We start from the raw sequence: 18,287 nt of genomic DNA on the forward strand, positions 1-18,287 counted from the left end.
CGCCGTCACGAGCCCTGCTGGATGAGCTCCACGCGGTAGCCGTCCGGGTCCTCGACGAAGGCAATCACCGTGGTGCCGTGCTTCATGGGCCCCGGCTCGCGGACCACCTTGCCGCCGGCCTTCCGGATGGCCTCGCACGTGGCGTGGATGTCGTCCACACCGAGCGCCACGTGGCCATACGCGGTGCCCAGCTCGTACTTGGAGGTGCCCCAGTTGTAGGTCAGCTCCAGCGCCGGGTGGGTGTCCTCCGGGCCGAAGCCCACGAAGGCCAGGGTGAACTTCCCATCCGGGTAGTCATGGCGGCGCAGCAGCTTCATCCCGATGACGCGGGTGTAGAAGTCGAGCGACTTCTCCAGGTCGCCAACGCGGAGCATGGTGTGCAGGATTCTCATGCGCGCTTCATAACGCCCCGGGCGCACCGCGTCTCGGGCCTGAAGCGCGAGACAGCTCAAGGCTGTCCACTGGACTGCGTCTTCGGCGGCACGGTGAAGGCTCCCGCCTCCACGCGCGACTCGTGGAGGGGCTTCCCGTCCGCGCCCCGGGCGTCGATGCGCGAGCCATCTCCCCCGGCGTGCCACAGGCCCACCAGCACCTTCCACTCGCCGGCCTCCCAGTCCCTGGTGGACACGGCGAAGGCGTCGCGCAGGAGCGTGTCCCTCGGCGCGTCGGAGAAGAAGAAGGTGCCGCCCAGCACCGCGTGGTCCGCGTTCTTGCGCTTGCTACCCTCGGGTCCCGGCAGGTGCACGAAGATGCCGGCCGTGCGGGGCACCGCTCCTGTCACCCGCCAGTAGAGCGCCATGTGGACGAAGCCCTCCGCGTCCGGTGCTGACGGCACCTCGGCCGCCACCAGCTCCACCGGCACGTCGAAGCGCACGTCCAATGGGCGCGCTTCCGGGGGCAGTGAGGCGACGAGCATCGGCGAGCCATCCGGGTTGCGCGGGGCCGCTCGCGCCACGGGCTCGTTCCAGGCCACCAGCAGCACGCCCCACACGAGCAGCGGCACGGCGCTCACGGCCAGGGCTTTTGCTCCCCATCCTCCCTTGCGAGCGCGCTGCCGCCACGCGAGGAAGCCGAGCCCCACCCAGGCCAGCGCCGACACCAGTGCCCCGCCCAGCCCCGAGCGCGGCAGGAAGCGCAGCACCACGCGGTGCTCACCCTCGGGCAGGCGCACGGCGAGCAGCCCGTCGCGCGACACCACCTCTCCCACCGAGGCCTTCCAGCCCGGGTGCCAGTTCTGGTTGACGAGCAGCACCGCCGGCCGCGACGCCACCACGTCCACCTCCACCCGGTTGGGCGTCCACTCCACCCGGCGCGCGGTGCCGGCGGCCGGTTCCTCCAGGTACTCCTCCTGGGGAAGGTCACCGCGCAGGCGCGCGGACATGGGCACCGGCCACGCCTCGCCGCAGGCGATGGAGCCGCGGTTGAGGGCCAGGAAGTGGCCCTGCGCCCAGCGGTTGCCGCGCGCCTGCGCGAAGGGCCGCTCCGCTTCCGGAGGCGTGGGCGGGGGCTCCTCCACCATCGGCGCCCAGCGCGTGAGGTTGGCGAAGGCGTGGACCTGCACGCCCCAGCCCGCCACCACCACGCCGCACGCCAGCGCGGCGAGCCGGGGCGCCCAGGGCGTGCGCTTGCGCCACGCGCGCACCAGGAGCGCGGCGAGCGCGAGCGCGGCCAGCTCGGTGATGAAGAGCCCGGCGGGGAGGAGGAAGCGCTCCGGGTAGCGGAACGTGCTGAAGATGGGCAGCGCTCGCAGCCCGGCGAAGAGCGACGGCCTCGCGGCATACCCGGACGCCATCCACACGCACAGCGCCGCGCCGGCGGCCGGGTACAGCGCGCGGCGGCGGGCCAGCGCCACGGCGACGGGCACGAGCGCGAGGGCGACGGCCACGAGGAAGAAGTTGCCCGGGCTGCTGAAGCCGGAGCGCGCCGGCAACTCGAGCATCATCCGCGCCAGCGTTTCGAGCGAGTTCCCCGGCGTGCCCGCCATGACGCGGGGCGAGGACCGCATCGTCTCCACCAGGGGCCACAGCCGGAAGGCACAGGCGCCCAGGGTGAAGAGGGCGGTGGCGCCCAGGGCCCACAGTGCCCGGCGGCGCCCGGCCGCGCGCAGCGTGTACAGCGTGCGTCCGGTCTCCAGCGCGACGAAGAGGGCCCCCATGGGCACGGGGTAGGTGCCGCCGAAGCCCAGCAGCAGCGCGAAGGTGCCCGCCACCAGCGCCACGCCGGACAGCCGTCCCCGCGCGGCCCGCCGCGTGCCCAGCAGCAGCCAGGGCAGCAGCAGGAAGCCGGCGAAGTTGAGCCAGCCGATGGACCAGGACAGCGCGGTGAAGCCGATGAGTCCGAAGAGCGGTGCCGCCGCGAGCGCCCCCACCGCGGAGCCCACGCGCCGCCGCGCATAGCGGAAGAAGCCCTCCATGCCGAGCACGAGGAAGGCCCACAGCACCACCGGCTCCGCGCGCCGCGCGCCCAGGGCGGCGGACACGAGGAGCGTGGGAGACGCCACGCGCGTCTGCGGGCTGCCGAGCGCGTACTGGCCACCACACGCCCACGGGTTCCACAGCGGGAGCTGGCCGTAGCGCGTCACGGTGCGCGCGCCCGCGTCCTCGTACGAGTGCAGCAGGTGCGAGTCGCGGAAGTCATTCAGCGCCCCCGCCCGCGTCAGCGGGAGCCAGCACGCGGCCAGGGCCAGCACGCCGAAGAGGGCCAGGCGCGGGCCGGCGAGGGTGGCGACACGGTGGGCGACGCGGAGTGGGGACGTCATGAGCGGGGAGTGGCGCGGGCGCCGCGTGTCAGTCGTAGAAGGGCCGTGGCTTGCAGGGGCTGGCGGTGGCCTTGCGGGGAGGCGCGACGGGGCCCGCGGCGTGCAGCTCCTCGTCGATGGCGCCGAACACGTCCGTCACCGGCACGCGGCGCCTGCGGGCCTCGTCCACGGCCCAGCTCCGCTCGGAGGCGCCGAAGTCGTCATCCTGGGACCAGGGGTCCCCGGGGAAGGAGTGGCGGGAGCGCAGCCTCCAGCCGGGCTCCTCGGCGGCGGCGGCGCGGCCCACCTCGACGCGCTCGGCGGGGGACAGGCGCCGCTCGGGCGGAGGACTCCGCGAGGTGGCGGCCCGCACCACCGCCGTGGCGCCACACAGCGCGAGGACCAGCCAGCCGGCGACGGACGCGCGCCTCCAGTGCGTACCCATGGAGGCGCTCCTACTCCAACTCAGCCCCGGTCGTCCTCCTCGGCGTCACCCTCCAGGCCGTGGGGATTCGCGAGCACCCGGTGCGCCCGCTCCATCATCTCCACCACAATCTGCCCGGCGGGCAGCACGCCCTCGATGCGCGCCATGCTGGCGCCGCTGGCGGGCATGGCCATCTCCTCCAGGTCCCCCTCGGTGTCGGCCGTGGGGATGAAGGCGCAGAACTTCGGCATCGTGTAGGGCACGTCTCCGCCCGGCAGGCCGGGGAACAGCTTCGTGGTGCCGATGCGCTCCGGCGGAGGAGGCGGCGTGGGGATGAGGCGCTCGCGGCCGGCCCACTCGCGCACCACGCGGTTGCGCAACACGCGCATGGGCACGCCGGGCCACTCGGGGCCGAAGGCGGTGGTAACGTCCGAGTCGCCCGCGTCACCCTCGACGAGCTGCTGCTTGTAGCCGGGGTGCGCATGGGCCTCCACGGACGCCACCATGCGCGTGCCCACCCAGACACCGTCGGCCCCGCGGAAGAGGGCGCGCGCCGCGCTGGGGCCATCGGCGATGCCACCGGCGGCCAGCAGTGTCACGTCGCGGGCCAGGGCGCGCACCTCGCGCACCAGCTTCAGCGTGGGCACCGTGCTCCGGTTGTGGCCCCCGGCCTGGCGGCCCTGGGCGATGAGGCCGTCCGCGCCCGCTTCCAGCGCCTTCCGGGCGGCCTCCACCGAGGGCACCTGCATCCACACCCGCGTGCCCGCGGCCTTCAGCGCCTTCACCCAGTCCGCGGACGGCGTGTCCCAGTGGAAGGCGACGACGGGCACCTTCTCGGAGATGCACACGTCGATGTGCTCGCGCGTGGTGAAGTCCTGGCCTCCCGCATGGGCGACGATGAAGTTCACTCCATAGGGGCGCTGCGTGCCCGCGCGGATGGCCCGCAGGCGGGCGTGCAGGAAGGGCGGCGGCTCCGGCGCGGCGCCGAGCATGCCGAGGCCTCCCGCCTCCGACACGGCGATGACCAGCGGCGGCAGCGCCACGAAGGCCATGCCCGCGCTGACGAACGGATAGTGAACGCCCAGCTCACGCGTCAGCCGCGTGTGCAGCGTGTTGCCTTCCAGCACGTAGATGGGACGCCGGGGCGTGTCGGCGGTCTCCACCTCGGACGCGGCGCCTTCGTCCTCGAGCTCGCTACCGGCGGGACTCGCCGTCGGACCGGTGCCGCGAGAAGGGGGCGGAGAACGTCCGTCGTTCTTTCCGTTCATCGTGTCTCCTGGAGGTAGCGGACTGCTCGGAATCCAGAGGTTACCAGCATCTCCCGTGGATCAACCCCCCGGGTCCAGAAGGCACCTCCCGGCTGGTTGCCGGGTGACAGCTAGCCCACCGGGATGTCGAGCGCCTTGCGCATGTGCCGATGTGGAATTCCCACCTCGGTGAACGGCTCACCGTCAACGGCGTAGCCCAGGCGCTCGTAGAAGGGGACGACGGGGGCGCGTGCGTGAAGGTGGACGTGGGTGAAGCCGCGGCGGCGCAGCTCCGCCTCCAGGGCGCGCACCAGCCGGGCACCCATCCCCTGGCCCTGGAGCTGGGGGGCCACGGCCATCTGGAAGAGGCGGCCCCCGTGGGAGTCCTCGGGGTTGAAGAGCACACAGCCCAGCACGGTGCCGCCCCGGTGGGCCACGAGGTGGAGGCTGTCCGCCTCGAAGGGGAAGGCCACCTGGGCGCGGGTGTAGCCGAGCGGCTCGCGCAGCACGCGGAAGCGCAGCTCCAGCTCGCCTTCGTACAGGGCGTGGCCGGGGTGGATGAAGGACAGCTCGACGTCGGACATGGTGGGAGTCAGAAGGTACCGGTGAGCTGGAGGGTGAAGGTGCGGCCGTACTGCGGCACGGGGGCGATGGAGTTCTCCTCCGACACCGGCAGCGTGTAGCGGGTGTCCAGCAGGTTGTGCACGCCGGCGAAGTAGCGCAGGGGGCCGTAGTCGCCGGAGAGGCCGAAGCCGACGATCAGCGCCTCGCCGCTGTCCGCGCCGCCCGGGCCGGTGGGGCGCGCGCTCTGGTAGGTGGCCTGCGTGGCCAGGCGCATGTCACCGCCGCCCAGCGGCATCAGCAGCCGCCCGGAGACGAGGTGCGCGGGGGCCGCGGCGGCCACCTCTTCCGAGGCGTCGCGCAGCGTCACGTACGAGTAGCTCAGGTCCACCAGCAGCCAGCGGCCCGGCTGCCAGTGCACGCCGGCCTCCGCGCCCCAGGCCAGGGTGGTGCCGTCGGCGTTGACGAAGCGGAGGCACGCGGCGGTGCCGCAGTCGCCCGAGGGGGCGTCCTCCGGCCGCAGCTGCACCAGGTTGGAGATTCGGTTGTGGTAGCCGGCCACGGTGAGGCGCAGCTCGTCCGTCAGGTCGTGCGAGTGCTCCAGCTCGAAGGTGGTGATGGTCTCCGGGTCCAGCGCCTTGGCCGCGCCCTGGGAGATGCCGTCCTGGTAGTAGAGCTCGTAGACGTTGGGCGCGCGGAAGGCGCGGCCGGCCACCAGCTTGGTGAGGCCCGCGTCGTACGGGCGCGCGATGAGGGCCAGGCGCGGCGTGAGCGGCGTGGTGTCCAGGTCCAGGTACTTGTCCAGGCGCAGGCCGACGGAGAGGCTCAGCCGCGGATGCAGCCGCCACTCGTCGAGCAGGTAGGCGGACACCAGCGTGCGGTTCTTCGTCGGCAGTGGATCGTTGCCCGCGGTCTGCCTCACGCGAAGCTGGCCCTGGCCCTCCACGCCCACGGTGAGGCGGTTGCCCTCGAAGAGGCCCAGGTTCGCGCGCGCCTCGGCGGTGACCCAGTCCGCCGCGGCCTCCTCCGTGACGGGCCCGCCGTTCGCTTCCGAGTACACGTAGGTGCCCTCGTAGCGGCTGAGGTCGAGCGCGCCGCGCACCGTCAGGCTGAAGCGCTCGGAGAAGGCCCGCTCGTAGCGGGCCTCGGCGAAGGCGCGCAGGTCCTCCACGACGTTGCCCTCGGCGCCCGGCACGGTGCCGTACGGGGCGGTGGGCAGCTCCTTGGAGCGGATGTTGAACTGTCCCTGGAAGGAGAGGTGGCCCAGGCGGGCCCTCACCGTGCCGGTGGCGGCCTTCTCCCCGTCCAGCCCGGTGATGATGAGGTTGTCCTCTCCCAGCCGGGTGGTGTCCGCGCCCCTGGCGCTCATGGCCGCGGCGCTCACCAGCACCGAGCGCTCACCGTCCTCCCATGACGCGGTGGCGTGCCCGCGGCTGGTGCCCAGGCCACCCACCGCGCCCGTCAGCTCCAGGTGCTTGTCCGCGCCCAGCGACTCGCGAGGCACCACGTTGATGACGGCGAAGAAGGCGCCGGTGCCGTACAGGGCGCTGCCCGGGCCGCGGACCACCTCGATGCGCTCCACCTCCTGGAGGTCCACGCTGAGGTCATGGGCGGCGTAGCCCTGGCCGGCCCAGACGTCGTTCATGGAGTGCCCGTCCCAGAGGATGAGGACGCGGGTGTTGAGGTCGCCCGGCGGCGAGAAGCCGCGCACGCCCAGGTAGGTATAGGTGCGGTCGTCGGTGAGGTAGATGCCGCGCACGCCGGAGAGGGCCTCGGCGAGGGTGCGCCAGCCGAAGGCGCGCAGCTCCTCCTGGGTGAGGACGGTGGTGGAGGCGGGGGCCTCGTCCACGGCGACCAGGCTCTTGGAGGCGGCGCGCACGGGGGGCGGGGCGTAGCGCAGCTCGGCGTGGACCTTGACCTCCTGGTCCGCGACCACCGTCACGCTCTGGCGCAGGGGGCGCACCTCGCGGCTCTCCACCTCCAGGGTGTGCTCGCCCTCGGGGAGGGTGACGACGGTGGGGGTGAAGCCGGCGGGCTTGCCGTCCACGCGCACGGCGGCGCCGTCGCGGTTGGCGGTGACGACGAGCCGGCCGGTGGGACGGTCCTGCGCGCCCAGGGCCACCGCGAGGGGGACGCTTCCGTCGGCGGGCACGTCCACCACGTACTGGGCGGGGGCGTAGCCGGGGGCGCGCACGTACAGCACGCGCTGACCGGGAGGCAGGCGCACGCGCGCGGGCAGGCGGCCGATGACGGGGCCGTTGGGCGAGTCGCGCACCTCGGCGCCCTCGGGGGTGCCGGACAGGTCCACGCCGCCGGTGATGAGGGTCAGCTCGAAGGTCTGCTCCGCCTCGCGGCCGCGGGCGAGGGCGACGGTGGCCTCGGCGGGACGGTAGCCGTCCTTCTTCACCATGATTTTGTGGCGGCCGGGCGTCAGCGCGAGCGTCTGCGGCGAGCGCCCCCGGCTGCCCAGGTCCATGCGGTCCACGTAGACGTCGGCGCCCTTGGGGTTGGTGGTGACGCGCACGAGGGCCACCTTGGGGCGGAGCCGGTCCAGGGAGCGAGTCACCTCGGAGGCGTCCTCGGACGGCAGGTCCTCGGTGAGCAGGTCGTTGTAGTAGCGATACGCCTCGTTGAACTTGTTCAGCGCCTCGAAGCAGCGGGCGATGTTGAAGAGGACGTTGCGGTTGGGCACCAGGCGGTAGCTGGTGAAGTAGGAGCGCAGCGCCTCGGCGTACTCACCCCTGGAGTAGGCGTCGTTGCCCAGCTCGAAGGCGATCTCCGCCTCGTCCGCGTTGTTGTCCGCGAGCACGGGGCTGGACAGGAGCAGGAGGCACAGGACGAGCAACGGGCCGGAGCGGGAGGGGGGCATGGGGCGACGGTCATTCTTCCCTCTCCGGGAGGGCAGGTCCATGGGGGCCGCGAGCGAGGGAGTGGTGCGACGACGGCGAGGCTCAGCGGGACAGCGCGGCGGCGAGCGCGCGGGCGGCGGCCTCCAGCTCCTCCGCCGGACGGTGGTCGGCGGGAGTGGCGTCGAAGGCGGCGCGGCCCCACAGCCGCTGGGGCGTGTCCGGGAAGCGGGGGACGAGGTGCAGGTGGAAGTGGCGCAGCACGTCGCCAATGGCGAAGGCGTAGGCGTGCTCGGCGCCGAGCACCTCGCGCTGGGCGCGCATCACCCGGGCGGTGAAGGGGCCCAGCTCACGCGCGGCGTCCGTGTCCAGGTCGTACCAGGCGCGTGCGTGCCGCTCGCTGGAGATGACCACCCAGCCGGGGACGGGACTGGGAGACGCCACGCCATGCAGCACCAGCCCTGGAGCCCGGGCGAGGACGCCCCCCACCGGCCGGGTGTCCCCACGCACGATGGCGCAGCCAAGGCATGGGTCATTCACGTCCGACATGGGGGGCACCCTAGCAGTCGTGGCGGGGCGGATGGCGGGGGCGAGGAGGTGGGTCGTCTCGGACCTCGCCTTGAGGGGCTCCGGGATGATCCGAATCGGAGCGAGCGTCCTGAAGCGCGGCAGCGGGGTGCATCTGGACGGAGACCCCGTCTTGACGGGAGAGGCTCGGGTCGGAGAGTGTCCGCCCCACGCCCTTTCGCTCTTTCAAGTGTTCGGGTGTCGATATTGGGGACCATTCCTTTCAAGGCGGGGAAGATGAAGAAGCATCTGGTGTTTGCCGTGGTGCCGTTCCTGGCGCTGGGCTGTGGCGAGGACCTGAAGGACGAGAACGGCGACGGCATCGCGGACGGCGTGCGTGAGCCGGACAGTGTGACGGTGGTGACGCCGGCCACGCCGAAGGGCACCGTGTCGGGTCAGGTGCTGAGCACGAGGTACGCGCCCCTGGATGCCGTGACGGTGGAGATGACCGTCGGCAGCTCCGCGGAGGTGCTGTCGGCGACCACGGACGCCAAGGGCAACTTCGAGTTCGCGAATGTTCCGGCGGGTGCCCAGGTGCTGCTGACCTTCACCCGGTCGGGCTATGCCACGCTGCGCGCCAGCTCGGTGGTTCCCTCGTCCGCGGGCAACGTCCCCATCAACGACGGTAACGCGAGCTTTGGTCCCGTGGTGCTCGCGGCCCTTGACGGCACGGTGCAGCTCAACCTGCTGACTCCGAGTGGCCGTCCGGCCGCGGGGGCCAGGGCCACCCTTGAGGTCGGCACTGCCGGCAAGGTCATGGGTCTGTCCCAGTTCAATAACTCCTCGGTGGTGGTGGAGGCCCAGGCGGGGGCGGATGGCGTCGTGACCTTCACGGGTGTGCCCTCGCCGCTCGAGATGGACCGGCTGGGGGTCAACTACCGGGTCATCGTCAACGCGCTGGATACCAACGGCGACGGTATCCTCGAGGCGGGGGGCACCGTCGTTTTCTATTCGGGCTCGGACCTCGCCACCAACGGCACCATCCGGACGCTGGCCCTGCCCCAGGCCTACGATACGGGCAGGCCGCTTGAGATCGACTACGCCAACCTCGCGGCGCTCCGCAGCTCGGGGGCCTCTACCCAGCCCCTGGACAACATGCTGCGTTCGGGCGAGTCCATCTACATTGCCTTCAACCAGCCGGTTCAGCCCGGGTCGGTCATCGTGGGCCTGTCGAATGAGTATGGCCTGGCGGAGGGGCTGTCCCTCTCGAAGACGCTGCTCCAGGGCAACACGGTCCTGAGCCTGACGCCGTCGGGGAATCTCCAGGCGGGACGTGAGTACAACCTGTACGTCCGCGCCGTGTCGGCCGTGAGCAACCAGACGCAGACCAAGACGGTGTCCTTCGTCGTTGGGGATCCCGCGAGTCCTCCGGCCATTTCGGTGGACTCCACGGTGCGTTTCTACGATGCGAACAACAATGGCCAGCTCAACAGCGGCGAAGTTGTCGTGGTGAACTTCAACCAGGCCATGATCCAGCGTAGTTCCAGTGTCCAGGTGTTCTTCAGGGCGGACCTGAACCGGGATGCGAACACCACGAGCATTGGCGAGTGGGTTGATGGGAATCGAAACATCACTGGATTCCCCCTCGCGACGTTTGAGCCGCCCTATCTCTCTGGTAGCAGTGTGATCCTCGCCGATCCGAGGCCGGACTTCCCCACGGCCGCTGCGAACAATTACAGCTCTCGCTTCTACTTCCAGTACCTGCCTGCTACGCCTCCGGCAGGGGGAACTCCGCTTACCTTCACGTCCGGACAGTCCGCCAATCTCGTGCTGGCGTTCGGCCTGCTGCCCAGCCCCTCCACGGACGTGTATGAGTCCGCGTGGGGAGTGCCTCAGACCGCCACCGTGAATGTCAGCGCCACGCTTGTTGGCATTCCGATGCCCACTCCGTAGTTAGCGGGGCAAGGTGTTGACGGCTGTTTGATACAGCGCCCTCGCGGAGAGACTCCGCGAGGGCGCTGTTGTTTCTCCGCGACCCCATCTGGAGCGGGATTGGAAGGCGGAGTCCAGGATTCGGACCTGGATCCAGCTTGTCGGACGGGGCGAGCTGGCGGCGTAGTTCAGCAAGCTGAGGAACGTCTTGAAATTCCAGAGTTCGTGAGGCTGCCGGTGGCTCCGCGTCCCGGAACGACGAATGCATCGTCTGCTCGTGCCATGCGCTACTTGAAATGCTTCGCTGTGCTTGCCGTCGTGCTGTCCTCGGCCTGCATCAACCTGCCGGAGATCGAACAGGTTCCAGAGAGCCCGGATGGGGGCGAGCCGGATGTTCACGTCGAGGACTCCGGGACACCCGACGCATCTGTTCCGGATTCTGGCACCTCATCACTGGTCGTCACGCTCGTGACCTCACGGTCAATCACCAACAGCAACGTGCAGATTAGCGCCACGGTGACCGGGTCTGCTCCAGACGAGGTCGAGCTCCTCGTGGATGGAGTGGTTGTTGCCACACTGGCTCCACCCTATGAGCTCCGCTGGAGCGCCCAGTCGCTCGATGAGGGGCCGCACATGCTCTCCGTGAGAGCGACCCTTGGTGAGCGCAGGTTCACGAGTGAGTCGCGCACCCTTGTGGTGGATAGAACGCGGCCTCGGTGGGTTTCGCAGACGCCGCTGGCGGGCTCTCAAGCCATCTCCGTGCACCAGACCATCCTGGCGATCTTCTCCGAGCCTCTCGAACCGACCACCGTGAATACGGAGTCCGTGAAGCTGCTGTCGGATGCAGGGGGCGTCGCTGCAAACGTCGTATTGGCGCCCGAAGGGACCTCGCTGACGATACTACCCGCTTCTCTCCTACCTATTGACGCAACCCTGCAGGTGAGTCTCGATGGCACCGTGACGGACCTGGCGGGCAACCCCGTGGAGCCCCTCCAGCAGGATTGGACGTGGACCGTTCCCGGATACCTGCCTCTGGGAGAGCCGCTGAGTGCCAGTCCGACCGAGAGTTCTGAGGTGCGGAGTTCCTCTCTTCAAATCGATGGGTCGGGTCAGCCTGTAGTGGCATGGTTGGATGGCACCGCATCAGCTCCCTACGGAGTCCGCGTCAACAGGTGGACCGGCAGCAAATGGGAGCAACTGGGAGGGGTGCTTGGTGGCATCTACGGTAGTTACTACAGCACCTTCTGCGCGCTCGAAATCGATGGAAATAAGCGACCTGTTGTTGTCTGGGATGAGTATTCACAGTCGGGGACGATGAGTTTTCCCGTTCGCCGTTGGAACGGCGTGACGTGGGAGATGGTGGGAACTCAGGCGGTCACGCTCGGCAACCAGGTCAGTGCCGATTTGGTGGTCTTCAAGGGGAATGGAAAGGGGCAACTTGCACTCGCGTTTCGCGAACTCACTCAGGGTGGCCGCCCCATTTCGGTCTGGCGTTGGGATGGCAGTGCTTGGGGGAAGGTGGGAGAGGCGCTCAATGTCAATCCAGACTCAGCTGTTTCCGGCCTTCGAATGGCAATGGGAATTGACGGAAATCCTGTGGTCGCTTGGGGTGAGAGGGACTCCTCAGGTTGGGTTGCGGCCTACATGAAGTATTGGACTGGCACTGCTTGGAAAATTATCAACCTGCCAACACAGGCGTATCCTGGTGTCCTAAGTGCAGATGCGTCAGGAGCCCCTGTCCTGGACGTACCCACATGGGATGGAATCGCGCGCAGCGCTCAGCTCCAGAGGTGGAATGGGGCTTACTGGGAGACCCTCGGTGACCCTATCAGCCTCTACCCCGGGGCGACCGATTCTGGAGTGGCTGCACTCACCTTGGACGCTCAGGGAAGATTGGTGGCGCTGGTTGTGGAGGAGGAAGTCGCGGATGGACCCCAAGTCCTCTACGTTCGACGTTGGAACGCTGGAGCATGGGAGCCTGTAGGAAGCCAGTTGAGGAAGACTCCTGGGTTGATCCCGGTTCAAGTCTCCTTCGCGCTGGACTCCTCTGACCAGCCCATCGTGGCACGCTCTGAACAGTCCGAGAGCGAGCCCGGCAGACGCCGGGTCCACGTCTACAGGCCCAACAACTGACACCGAGCGTCTTCTACCGAACGCTCCCTGGCGCCTCCGTCCCATGTCCCATCCGGGGCGTGGGGTGGGCACTGGGGAAAGGGCGTGCATAGATTCCCACCCGCCCTTTCCCTACACGTGAGGCGTCGGTTCCATGAAGCGAACGGCCATGCCAGCCCCGGAAGACGAGGCCCCCGCCAACGCGCTCCCCTCACCCTCCGGCAACAAGAAGCGCGTCCTCGTCGTCGACGACTTCGATGACGCGCGAGAGATGTATGCGGAGTACCTGGAGTTCGTCGGCTTCGAGGTGGACACCGCCCGCAACGGCGTGGAGGCGGTGGAGAAGGCGCAGGGCGGTGAGCCCGACATCATCCTGATGGACCTGTCCCTGCCCGTCATGGACGGCTGGGAGGCCACGCGTCTCATCAAGCAGGACGCGCGCACGCGGGACATCCCCGTCATGGCGCTCACCGGCCACGTGCTCGCCGGCAACGCCGAGCATGCCAGGGAGGCCGGCGCAGACGAGTTCGTCGCCAAGCCGTGCCTGCCACAGGACCTGGAGAACAAAATCCGCAACATGCTCAAGCCCAGCAAGGTCCGGGGGAAGGGCGGGCAGGGGACCTGAGCCAGGAGACACTCCCACTGCCCGCCACCGGACACTCGGGGCGCCACTGTTCCGCTGTGCATCGTTCCCCGCCCCCGCCCGGTTGACCCCTCGCGGGTGGATTCATAGGCACCCCCTGTGGGCACCCCCGCCGCCTCCACCCAGCCAAAGGACACGTGGACTCCTCCAGAGGAGTTCGACGAGTACCGCCTCGTGCGTCCCATCGGCCGTGGGCGGACGGGCCGGGTGTACCTCGCCCACGACACGCTGCTCGAGCGCCCGGTGGCGGTGAAGTTCATCCCCGCGCTCGGGCCCAACGCCCTGGCCCGCTTTCTCGTGGAGGCCCGGGCCGCCGCCCGAATCCAGCACCCCAACGTCGTCACCCTCTACCGGGTGGGACAACTGGAGGAGCAGCCCTACCTCGTCTCGGAGTTCATCCGCGGCGTCAGCCTGGACCGGCTCTCCAAGCCCCAGCCGTGGGAGCGGGTGCTGGCCATGGGTCGGGACCTGGCCCGCGGCCTGAGCGCCGCGCACCGGCGCGGGGTGCTCCACCGGGACATCAAGCCCGGCAACGCCGTGCTCACCGAGAGCGGCGAGGTGAAGCTGCTCGACTTCGGGCTCGCCAAGCTGCTGGACGAGGCCGCCGAGCCGGCCGAGGCCGCCTCCCGCGCCGGCGCCGAGCCCCCGAAGCTGCCCGACGACCTGGACCCGGACGCCAGCCCCAACCTCGGAGCCCGCTCGCTGGACGGCGTCTTCCTCCCCTCGCTGCCGAGCGGCGCGCTGGTGGGCACGCCCTACTACATGTCCCCCGAGGCCTGGGCGGGCGAGGAGCTCACGGCGCGCGGCGACGTGTACTCCCTGGGCATCGTCCTCTACGAGCTGTGCGCGGGCCGGGGCCCCTTCCGGGACGTGCCCTGGCGTGAGCTGCCCCGCGTGGTGCGCACCCGCGACGCGCGCCCGCTGGCAGAGGCCGCGCCCGGCGTGGACGCCGCCTTCGCGGGCATCATCGACCGGTGCCTGCGCCGCGAGCCCTCCGAGCGCTACGCCTCCGCCGCGCAGCTCCTGGACGCGCTGGAGGGCCTGTCCCGCGAGGAGACGCCCACGGACGTGCCCGAGGGCAACCCCTACCGCGGCCTCCAGGCCTTCGAGGCGGAACACCGGGCCGTCTTCTTCGGCCGCCGGCGTGAGCAGCGCGCGGTGCTGGAGCGGCTGCGCGCCGAGTCCTTCCTGCTCATCACCGGCGACTCCGGCGTGGGCAAGTCCTCGCTGTGTCTCGCCGGCCTCCTCCCCTCGGTGGTGGAGGGCGCGCTGGAGGACGGGCGCCGCTGGCACACCGCGGGGCTGGTGCCGGGGCGCAGGCCCATGGCGGCGCTGGCCGCCGCGCTCGCCCCGCTGCTCCAGATGGAAGAGGAGCCCCTGGCCGAGGCGCTGCGCAACGAGCCCACGTCCCTCGTCCGCCGGCTGCGCGCGAGGCTGGGCGCCCACGAGGGACTCCTCCTTTATATGGACCAGCTCGAGGAGCTGGTGACGCTGGCTTCCCCGGTGGAGGCGGCGCTGGCGGGGCAGGCGCTGGGCAGCCTCGCGGAAGGGGCCAGCGGGGTGCGCCTGCTGGCCACCGGCCGGAGCGACTTCCTCACCCGCCTCACCTCGGTGCCGGGGCTCGGAGCGGAGGTGCCGCGCGCGCTGTACCTCCTCCGCGCCCTGTCGCCCGAGGAGACGCGCGAGGCGGTGACGGGCCCCGCGCGGGTGAAGGGCGTGCGCTTCGAGTCCGAGGCGCTGGTGGACGCGCTCGTCGCCTCCACCACCGCCGCCGACGGCGGGCTGCCGCTGCTCCAGTTCGCGCTGGCGGAGCTCTGGGAGGCGCGTGACGCCACGGCCCGGGTGATTACGCAGGCGGCGCTGGACTCGCTGGGCGGCGTGGCCGGAGCGCTGGCGCGGCACGCGGACGCCGCGGTGGCACGCCTCCTGCCGGACCAGCGCGCGGCGGCGCGGGGCGTGCTCCTGCGGCTCGTCACCGCGGACGGCACCCGCGCGCGCAAGACGGACCGGGAGCTGGTGGGCGACGACACGCGCCACCGCGCCGCGCTGGAGGCCCTGGTGCACGCGCGCCTGCTGGTGGCGCGCGAGGCCCAGGAGGGCACCTCGTACGAGCTGGCCCACGAGGCGCTGCTCTCCGGCTGGGGCACGCTGGCGCGCTGGCTGGCGGAGGCGGCCGAGCGCCGCGAGGTGCAGGCCCGGCTGGAGGCCGCCGCCGGGCACTGGGAGAAGCTGGGCCACGCCCGCGAGGCGCTGTGGGGGCCCCGCCAGCTCGCGGAGACGAAGCAGTTGGACCCGGCGGAGCTCACGCGGCGCGAGCAGGACTTCCTCCGGGCCTCCCGCCGCACGGTGGTGCGCAGCCGGCGGATGCGGCAGGCGCTGGCGGCGGGCTTCGTCCTGTCGCTGGCGCTCGTCTACGGCGGCCTCCGGTTGCGCGAGCGCTGGGGCCTGGACACGCAGGTGCGCGCCGAGCTCCAGGAGGCCGCGCTCGCCCTGCGGGCGGTGGGGCATGAGCGCGAGTCGCTCGGCTCCGAGCGCGCCGAGGCCTTCCGCCTCTACACCAGCGGCCGCAAGTCGGACGCCGACAAGCTCTGGGGCCGGGCGGGCGCGCAGGCGGCGCGGGTGCGCCACCAGTACGACGCGGTGGCCGGGAGGCTGGAGCGCGCGCTGGCCCTGGCGCCGGGCCGCCCCGACGTGCGCGAGGCGCTGGCGGACTTCCTCTACGAGCGGGCGCTGTGGGCCGAGCAGGACGGCGACACCGCGACGCTGCCCACGCTGCTGCAGCGCATGAGGCTGTATGACGCCGCGGGCGCGCGCTGGCAGCGGTGGAATGCGCCCGCGCGCCTCACGCTGGAGACGCCCACCTCCGGAGCCCAGGTGGAGCTGCGGCCGCTGAAGCGCGACACCCAGGGCCGTGAGGAGCCGGGAGAGCCGCTGACGCTCGCCGGAGGGCCGTGGGTGGACCTGCAGGTGCCACCGGGCCGCTACCAGCTCTCCCTGCGCGCGCTGGGCCACGAGCCGGTGGTGCAGCCCGTGCTGCTCCGGCGGGGAGAGTCGCGGCGGCTGGGCGTGCCGCTGCCTCGCGCGGGCGCGGTGCCGGAGGGCTTCGTCTTCGTGCCCCCGGGCGAGGTTCGCTTCGGCAGCGCGGCCGACGCCAGCGTGCGCGAGTTCTTCAACGCGGTGCCGCTGCACGCCGTGGAGGTGCCGGGCTTCCTCATCGCCCGCCACGAGGTGACGTACGCGGACTGGCTGCGCTTCGTGGAGGCGCTGCCTCCCGGGGAGCGCGCCCGGCGCCTGCCTCGCGTGGTCACCGGTGGGTACGCGGGGCTGCTCGCGCTGGAGCGGGTCGACGGCACCTGGCGGCTTCGCTTCCAGCCCGGCGGCGAGCCCTACGTGGCGCGCGCCGGGGAGAAGCTGCGCTATGCCAGCCGTGCGCGCCGCCAGGAGCAGGACTGGCTGCGCTTCCCCGTCAGCGGCATCACCTTCGAGGACGCGGAGGCCTATGCGTCCTGGCTGTCCTCCACCGGCGGCGTGCCCGGGGCGCGGCTGTGCTCGGAGCTGGAGTGGGAGCGCGCGGCCCGGGGCGTGGATGGCCGCGAGTACCCGCACGGCGACACGCTGGCCCCGGACGACGCCAACATCGACGCCACCTATGGGAAGCAGCCCGGCGGCTTCGGCCCGGACGAGGTGGGCAGCCACCCCGCGTCGCGCAGCCCCTTCGGCGTGGACGACCTCGCCGGCAACGTCTGGGAGTGGACGCGCTCGTGGCTGGAGCCGGGCAAGGCGGTGGCGCGCGGGGGCAGCTTCGCCTTCGCGGCCACCTCGGCGCGCTCCACCAACCGGGAGCTGCCGGAGCCCTCGCTGCGTGACGTGACGGTGGGCCTGCGCGTGTGCGCGGACCCGCCGGCTCCAGGGCGCTGAGCCCCTCCGCCTGCTCGCATGCACCGGGCACACACCGTGACACCGCATGCTACCGGACGGTGGAACCCCGTGACTGCCCTGCCATGCCAGTGCGTTGCCAGCCGGTGGACGATGCAAGTGTCCGCCGGCGTGCGTGCGGCTTGCGAGGCCTGGAGCCACTGCAAATCTTGCACGGCGTAGGACGGGGTCGGGATGGGAGGTCGGGTCATGGGTGCGAAACGCGTGGTGGGGGCGGTGGTTGCCGCCTGGGGGCTGGTGGGGTGCGCGGGTGGGGTGGCGGAGCCCGAGGCGTCCACGCTCCAGTCCCGTGTGGCGGAGCTGGCTTCGCCGAACGGGCGGAACCTCAACGGGCGTAATCTCAACGGACGCAATCTCAACGGGACGGAGCTGGGACAGCCGCTCGTCTCGGTGAGCTTCGCGGGCGTCCAGCGCGCGAGCTCGGTGGATGAGCCGATGAGCGCGGTGTGGCTGCAAGGCAGCGTCTTCCACGGCTTCGACGGGCCCCACGCGCTGGCCGGCATGGACTTCCTCGGCGCGCGCTTCGTCGGCAACCTCGCGGACGGCACCAAGGTGGACCTGCGGGTGGACGGCATCCGGCCCGGTAGGGGCAGGGACGAGGACGTGTGGTCCTATCGCGTCTCCTACCTCGACACGACGGACGGCACCTGGAAGCCGGCGTGCTCCGCCGCGGATGGCTCCGCGCTGGGCGCCATTCCCGTCCTGGGACGCTGGAACCACGAGCAGGGCGTGACCGGCGGCGGCGCGCGGGTCGACGACGTCACCGTCTTCACCTTCGCGTGCGAGGGCGCGGCCATCGCCAAGTGCGTGCGCTTCGGCTACCGCCCCTGGGGGACGACGGCGGATGGCCGAAGCCTCGCGGACCATCACCAGGCCTGCACGCGCATGGTGCGGGCGGACTTCTGCGGGGACGGCACCTCGTACACGAAGGACGGCAACTGGGTGAACGTCTATGACGGGCTCGGCCTGCAGGCGGACTCCGAGACGTGGCTGCTGGAGGCCGAGTGGAACGCCGACGGGGCCCTCTGCTTCTCGTCGTCGACGCGCGCCACCGAGCCGGTGAGCTGCCCCGGCAAGGCGCAGCTCCCGGGCTGCGGCCAGCGCGTCCACTTCCGCACCGGCACGCTCCTCATGAGCGAGGTGCCGCCGCGCACGCGGTAGCCCGTCGCCTCCCGGACGTCCGCGCTCCGTGGGAGCCCGGCACACCCGATGAGTGCTCGCCAGCACGCCTGCTCCACTTTCGTGCAGCGGACGGGGCGTGACATTCGGGTGTGTGAGGACCCAATGAGCGGCTACCCGAGGCAGGGGGCCGACATCATGGTTAGCCGGCTCGCCGGGGGTA

The 18,287-nt window shown here is 71.3% G+C and carries 12 protein-coding genes; 5 read left to right on the forward strand and 7 right to left on the reverse strand.

Annotation, left to right across the window (positions count from 1 at the left end; genetic code table 11):
- Positions 1–5: 5 nt before the first annotated feature.
- The 7 genes from gloA to K8638_RS28175 form a co-directional block, all read right to left on the reverse strand.
- On the reverse strand, positions 6–392 hold the full coding sequence (gene gloA, locus K8638_RS28145) for a lactoylglutathione lyase (RefSeq protein ID WP_223757734.1): 387 nt from the start codon (positions 390–392) through the stop codon (positions 6–8).
- Positions 393–448: 56 nt separating this feature from the next.
- Complete coding sequence (locus tag K8638_RS28150; protein WP_223757735.1) at positions 449–2,758, reverse strand: hypothetical protein; 2,310 nt, start codon at positions 2,756–2,758, stop codon at positions 449–451.
- A 28-nt stretch (positions 2,759–2,786) separates the two neighbouring features.
- The gene (locus K8638_RS28155; RefSeq protein ID WP_223757736.1) at positions 2,787–3,182 is read right to left on the reverse strand and encodes a hypothetical protein; all 396 of its coding nucleotides are present in this window, start codon (positions 3,180–3,182) and stop codon (positions 2,787–2,789) included.
- A 20-nt stretch (positions 3,183–3,202) separates the two neighbouring features.
- Positions 3,203–4,429 carry a nitronate monooxygenase family protein gene (locus K8638_RS28160; RefSeq protein WP_223757737.1) on the reverse strand — a complete coding sequence of 409 codons (1,227 nt, stop codon included), beginning with the start codon at positions 4,427–4,429 and terminating at the stop codon, positions 3,203–3,205.
- A 110-nt stretch (positions 4,430–4,539) separates the two neighbouring features.
- Positions 4,540–4,992 carry a GNAT family N-acetyltransferase gene (locus K8638_RS28165; protein ID WP_223757738.1) on the reverse strand — a complete coding sequence of 151 codons (453 nt, stop codon included), beginning with the start codon at positions 4,990–4,992 and terminating at the stop codon, positions 4,540–4,542.
- 8 nt (positions 4,993–5,000) lie between these two features.
- The gene (locus tag K8638_RS28170) at positions 5,001–7,838 is read right to left on the reverse strand and encodes a TonB-dependent receptor domain-containing protein (protein ID WP_223757739.1); all 2,838 of its coding nucleotides are present in this window, start codon (positions 7,836–7,838) and stop codon (positions 5,001–5,003) included.
- Between the two features lie 82 nt (positions 7,839–7,920).
- On the reverse strand, positions 7,921–8,364 hold the full coding sequence (locus K8638_RS28175; RefSeq protein WP_223757740.1) for an HIT family protein: 444 nt from the start codon (positions 8,362–8,364) through the stop codon (positions 7,921–7,923).
- Between the two features lie 255 nt (positions 8,365–8,619).
- Here K8638_RS28175 and K8638_RS28180 point away from each other — a divergent pair, with 255 nt between their 5' ends.
- The 5 genes from K8638_RS28180 (at position 8,620) to K8638_RS28200 (ending at position 18,106) form a co-directional block, all read left to right on the forward strand.
- Entirely contained in the window at positions 8,620–10,275 is a 1,656-nt protein-coding gene (locus K8638_RS28180) for a carboxypeptidase-like regulatory domain-containing protein (RefSeq protein ID WP_223757741.1), read from the forward strand.
- Positions 10,276–10,536: 261 nt separating this feature from the next.
- On the forward strand, positions 10,537–12,387 hold the full coding sequence (locus K8638_RS28185; RefSeq protein WP_223757742.1) for an Ig-like domain-containing protein: 1,851 nt from the start codon (positions 10,537–10,539) through the stop codon (positions 12,385–12,387).
- A gap of 133 nt (positions 12,388–12,520) precedes the next feature.
- Positions 12,521–12,991 carry a response regulator gene (locus tag K8638_RS28190; RefSeq protein WP_370644129.1) on the forward strand — a complete coding sequence of 157 codons (471 nt, stop codon included), beginning with the start codon at positions 12,521–12,523 and terminating at the stop codon, positions 12,989–12,991.
- 117 nt (positions 12,992–13,108) lie between these two features.
- Positions 13,109–16,927: an SUMF1/EgtB/PvdO family nonheme iron enzyme gene (locus K8638_RS28195; protein ID WP_223757744.1), complete on the forward strand. Its 3,819-nt coding sequence runs from the start codon at positions 13,109–13,111 to the stop codon at positions 16,925–16,927.
- Between the two features lie 207 nt (positions 16,928–17,134).
- Positions 17,135–18,106, forward strand: a complete 972-nt coding sequence (locus K8638_RS28200; protein ID WP_223757745.1) for an ADYC domain-containing protein — start codon at positions 17,135–17,137, stop codon at positions 18,104–18,106.
- Positions 18,107–18,287 lie beyond the last annotated feature (181 nt).

The sequence above is a fragment of the Myxococcus sp. RHSTA-1-4 genome (assembly GCF_020037125.1).
Classification (GTDB): Bacteria; Myxococcota; Myxococcia; order Myxococcales; family Myxococcaceae; genus Myxococcus.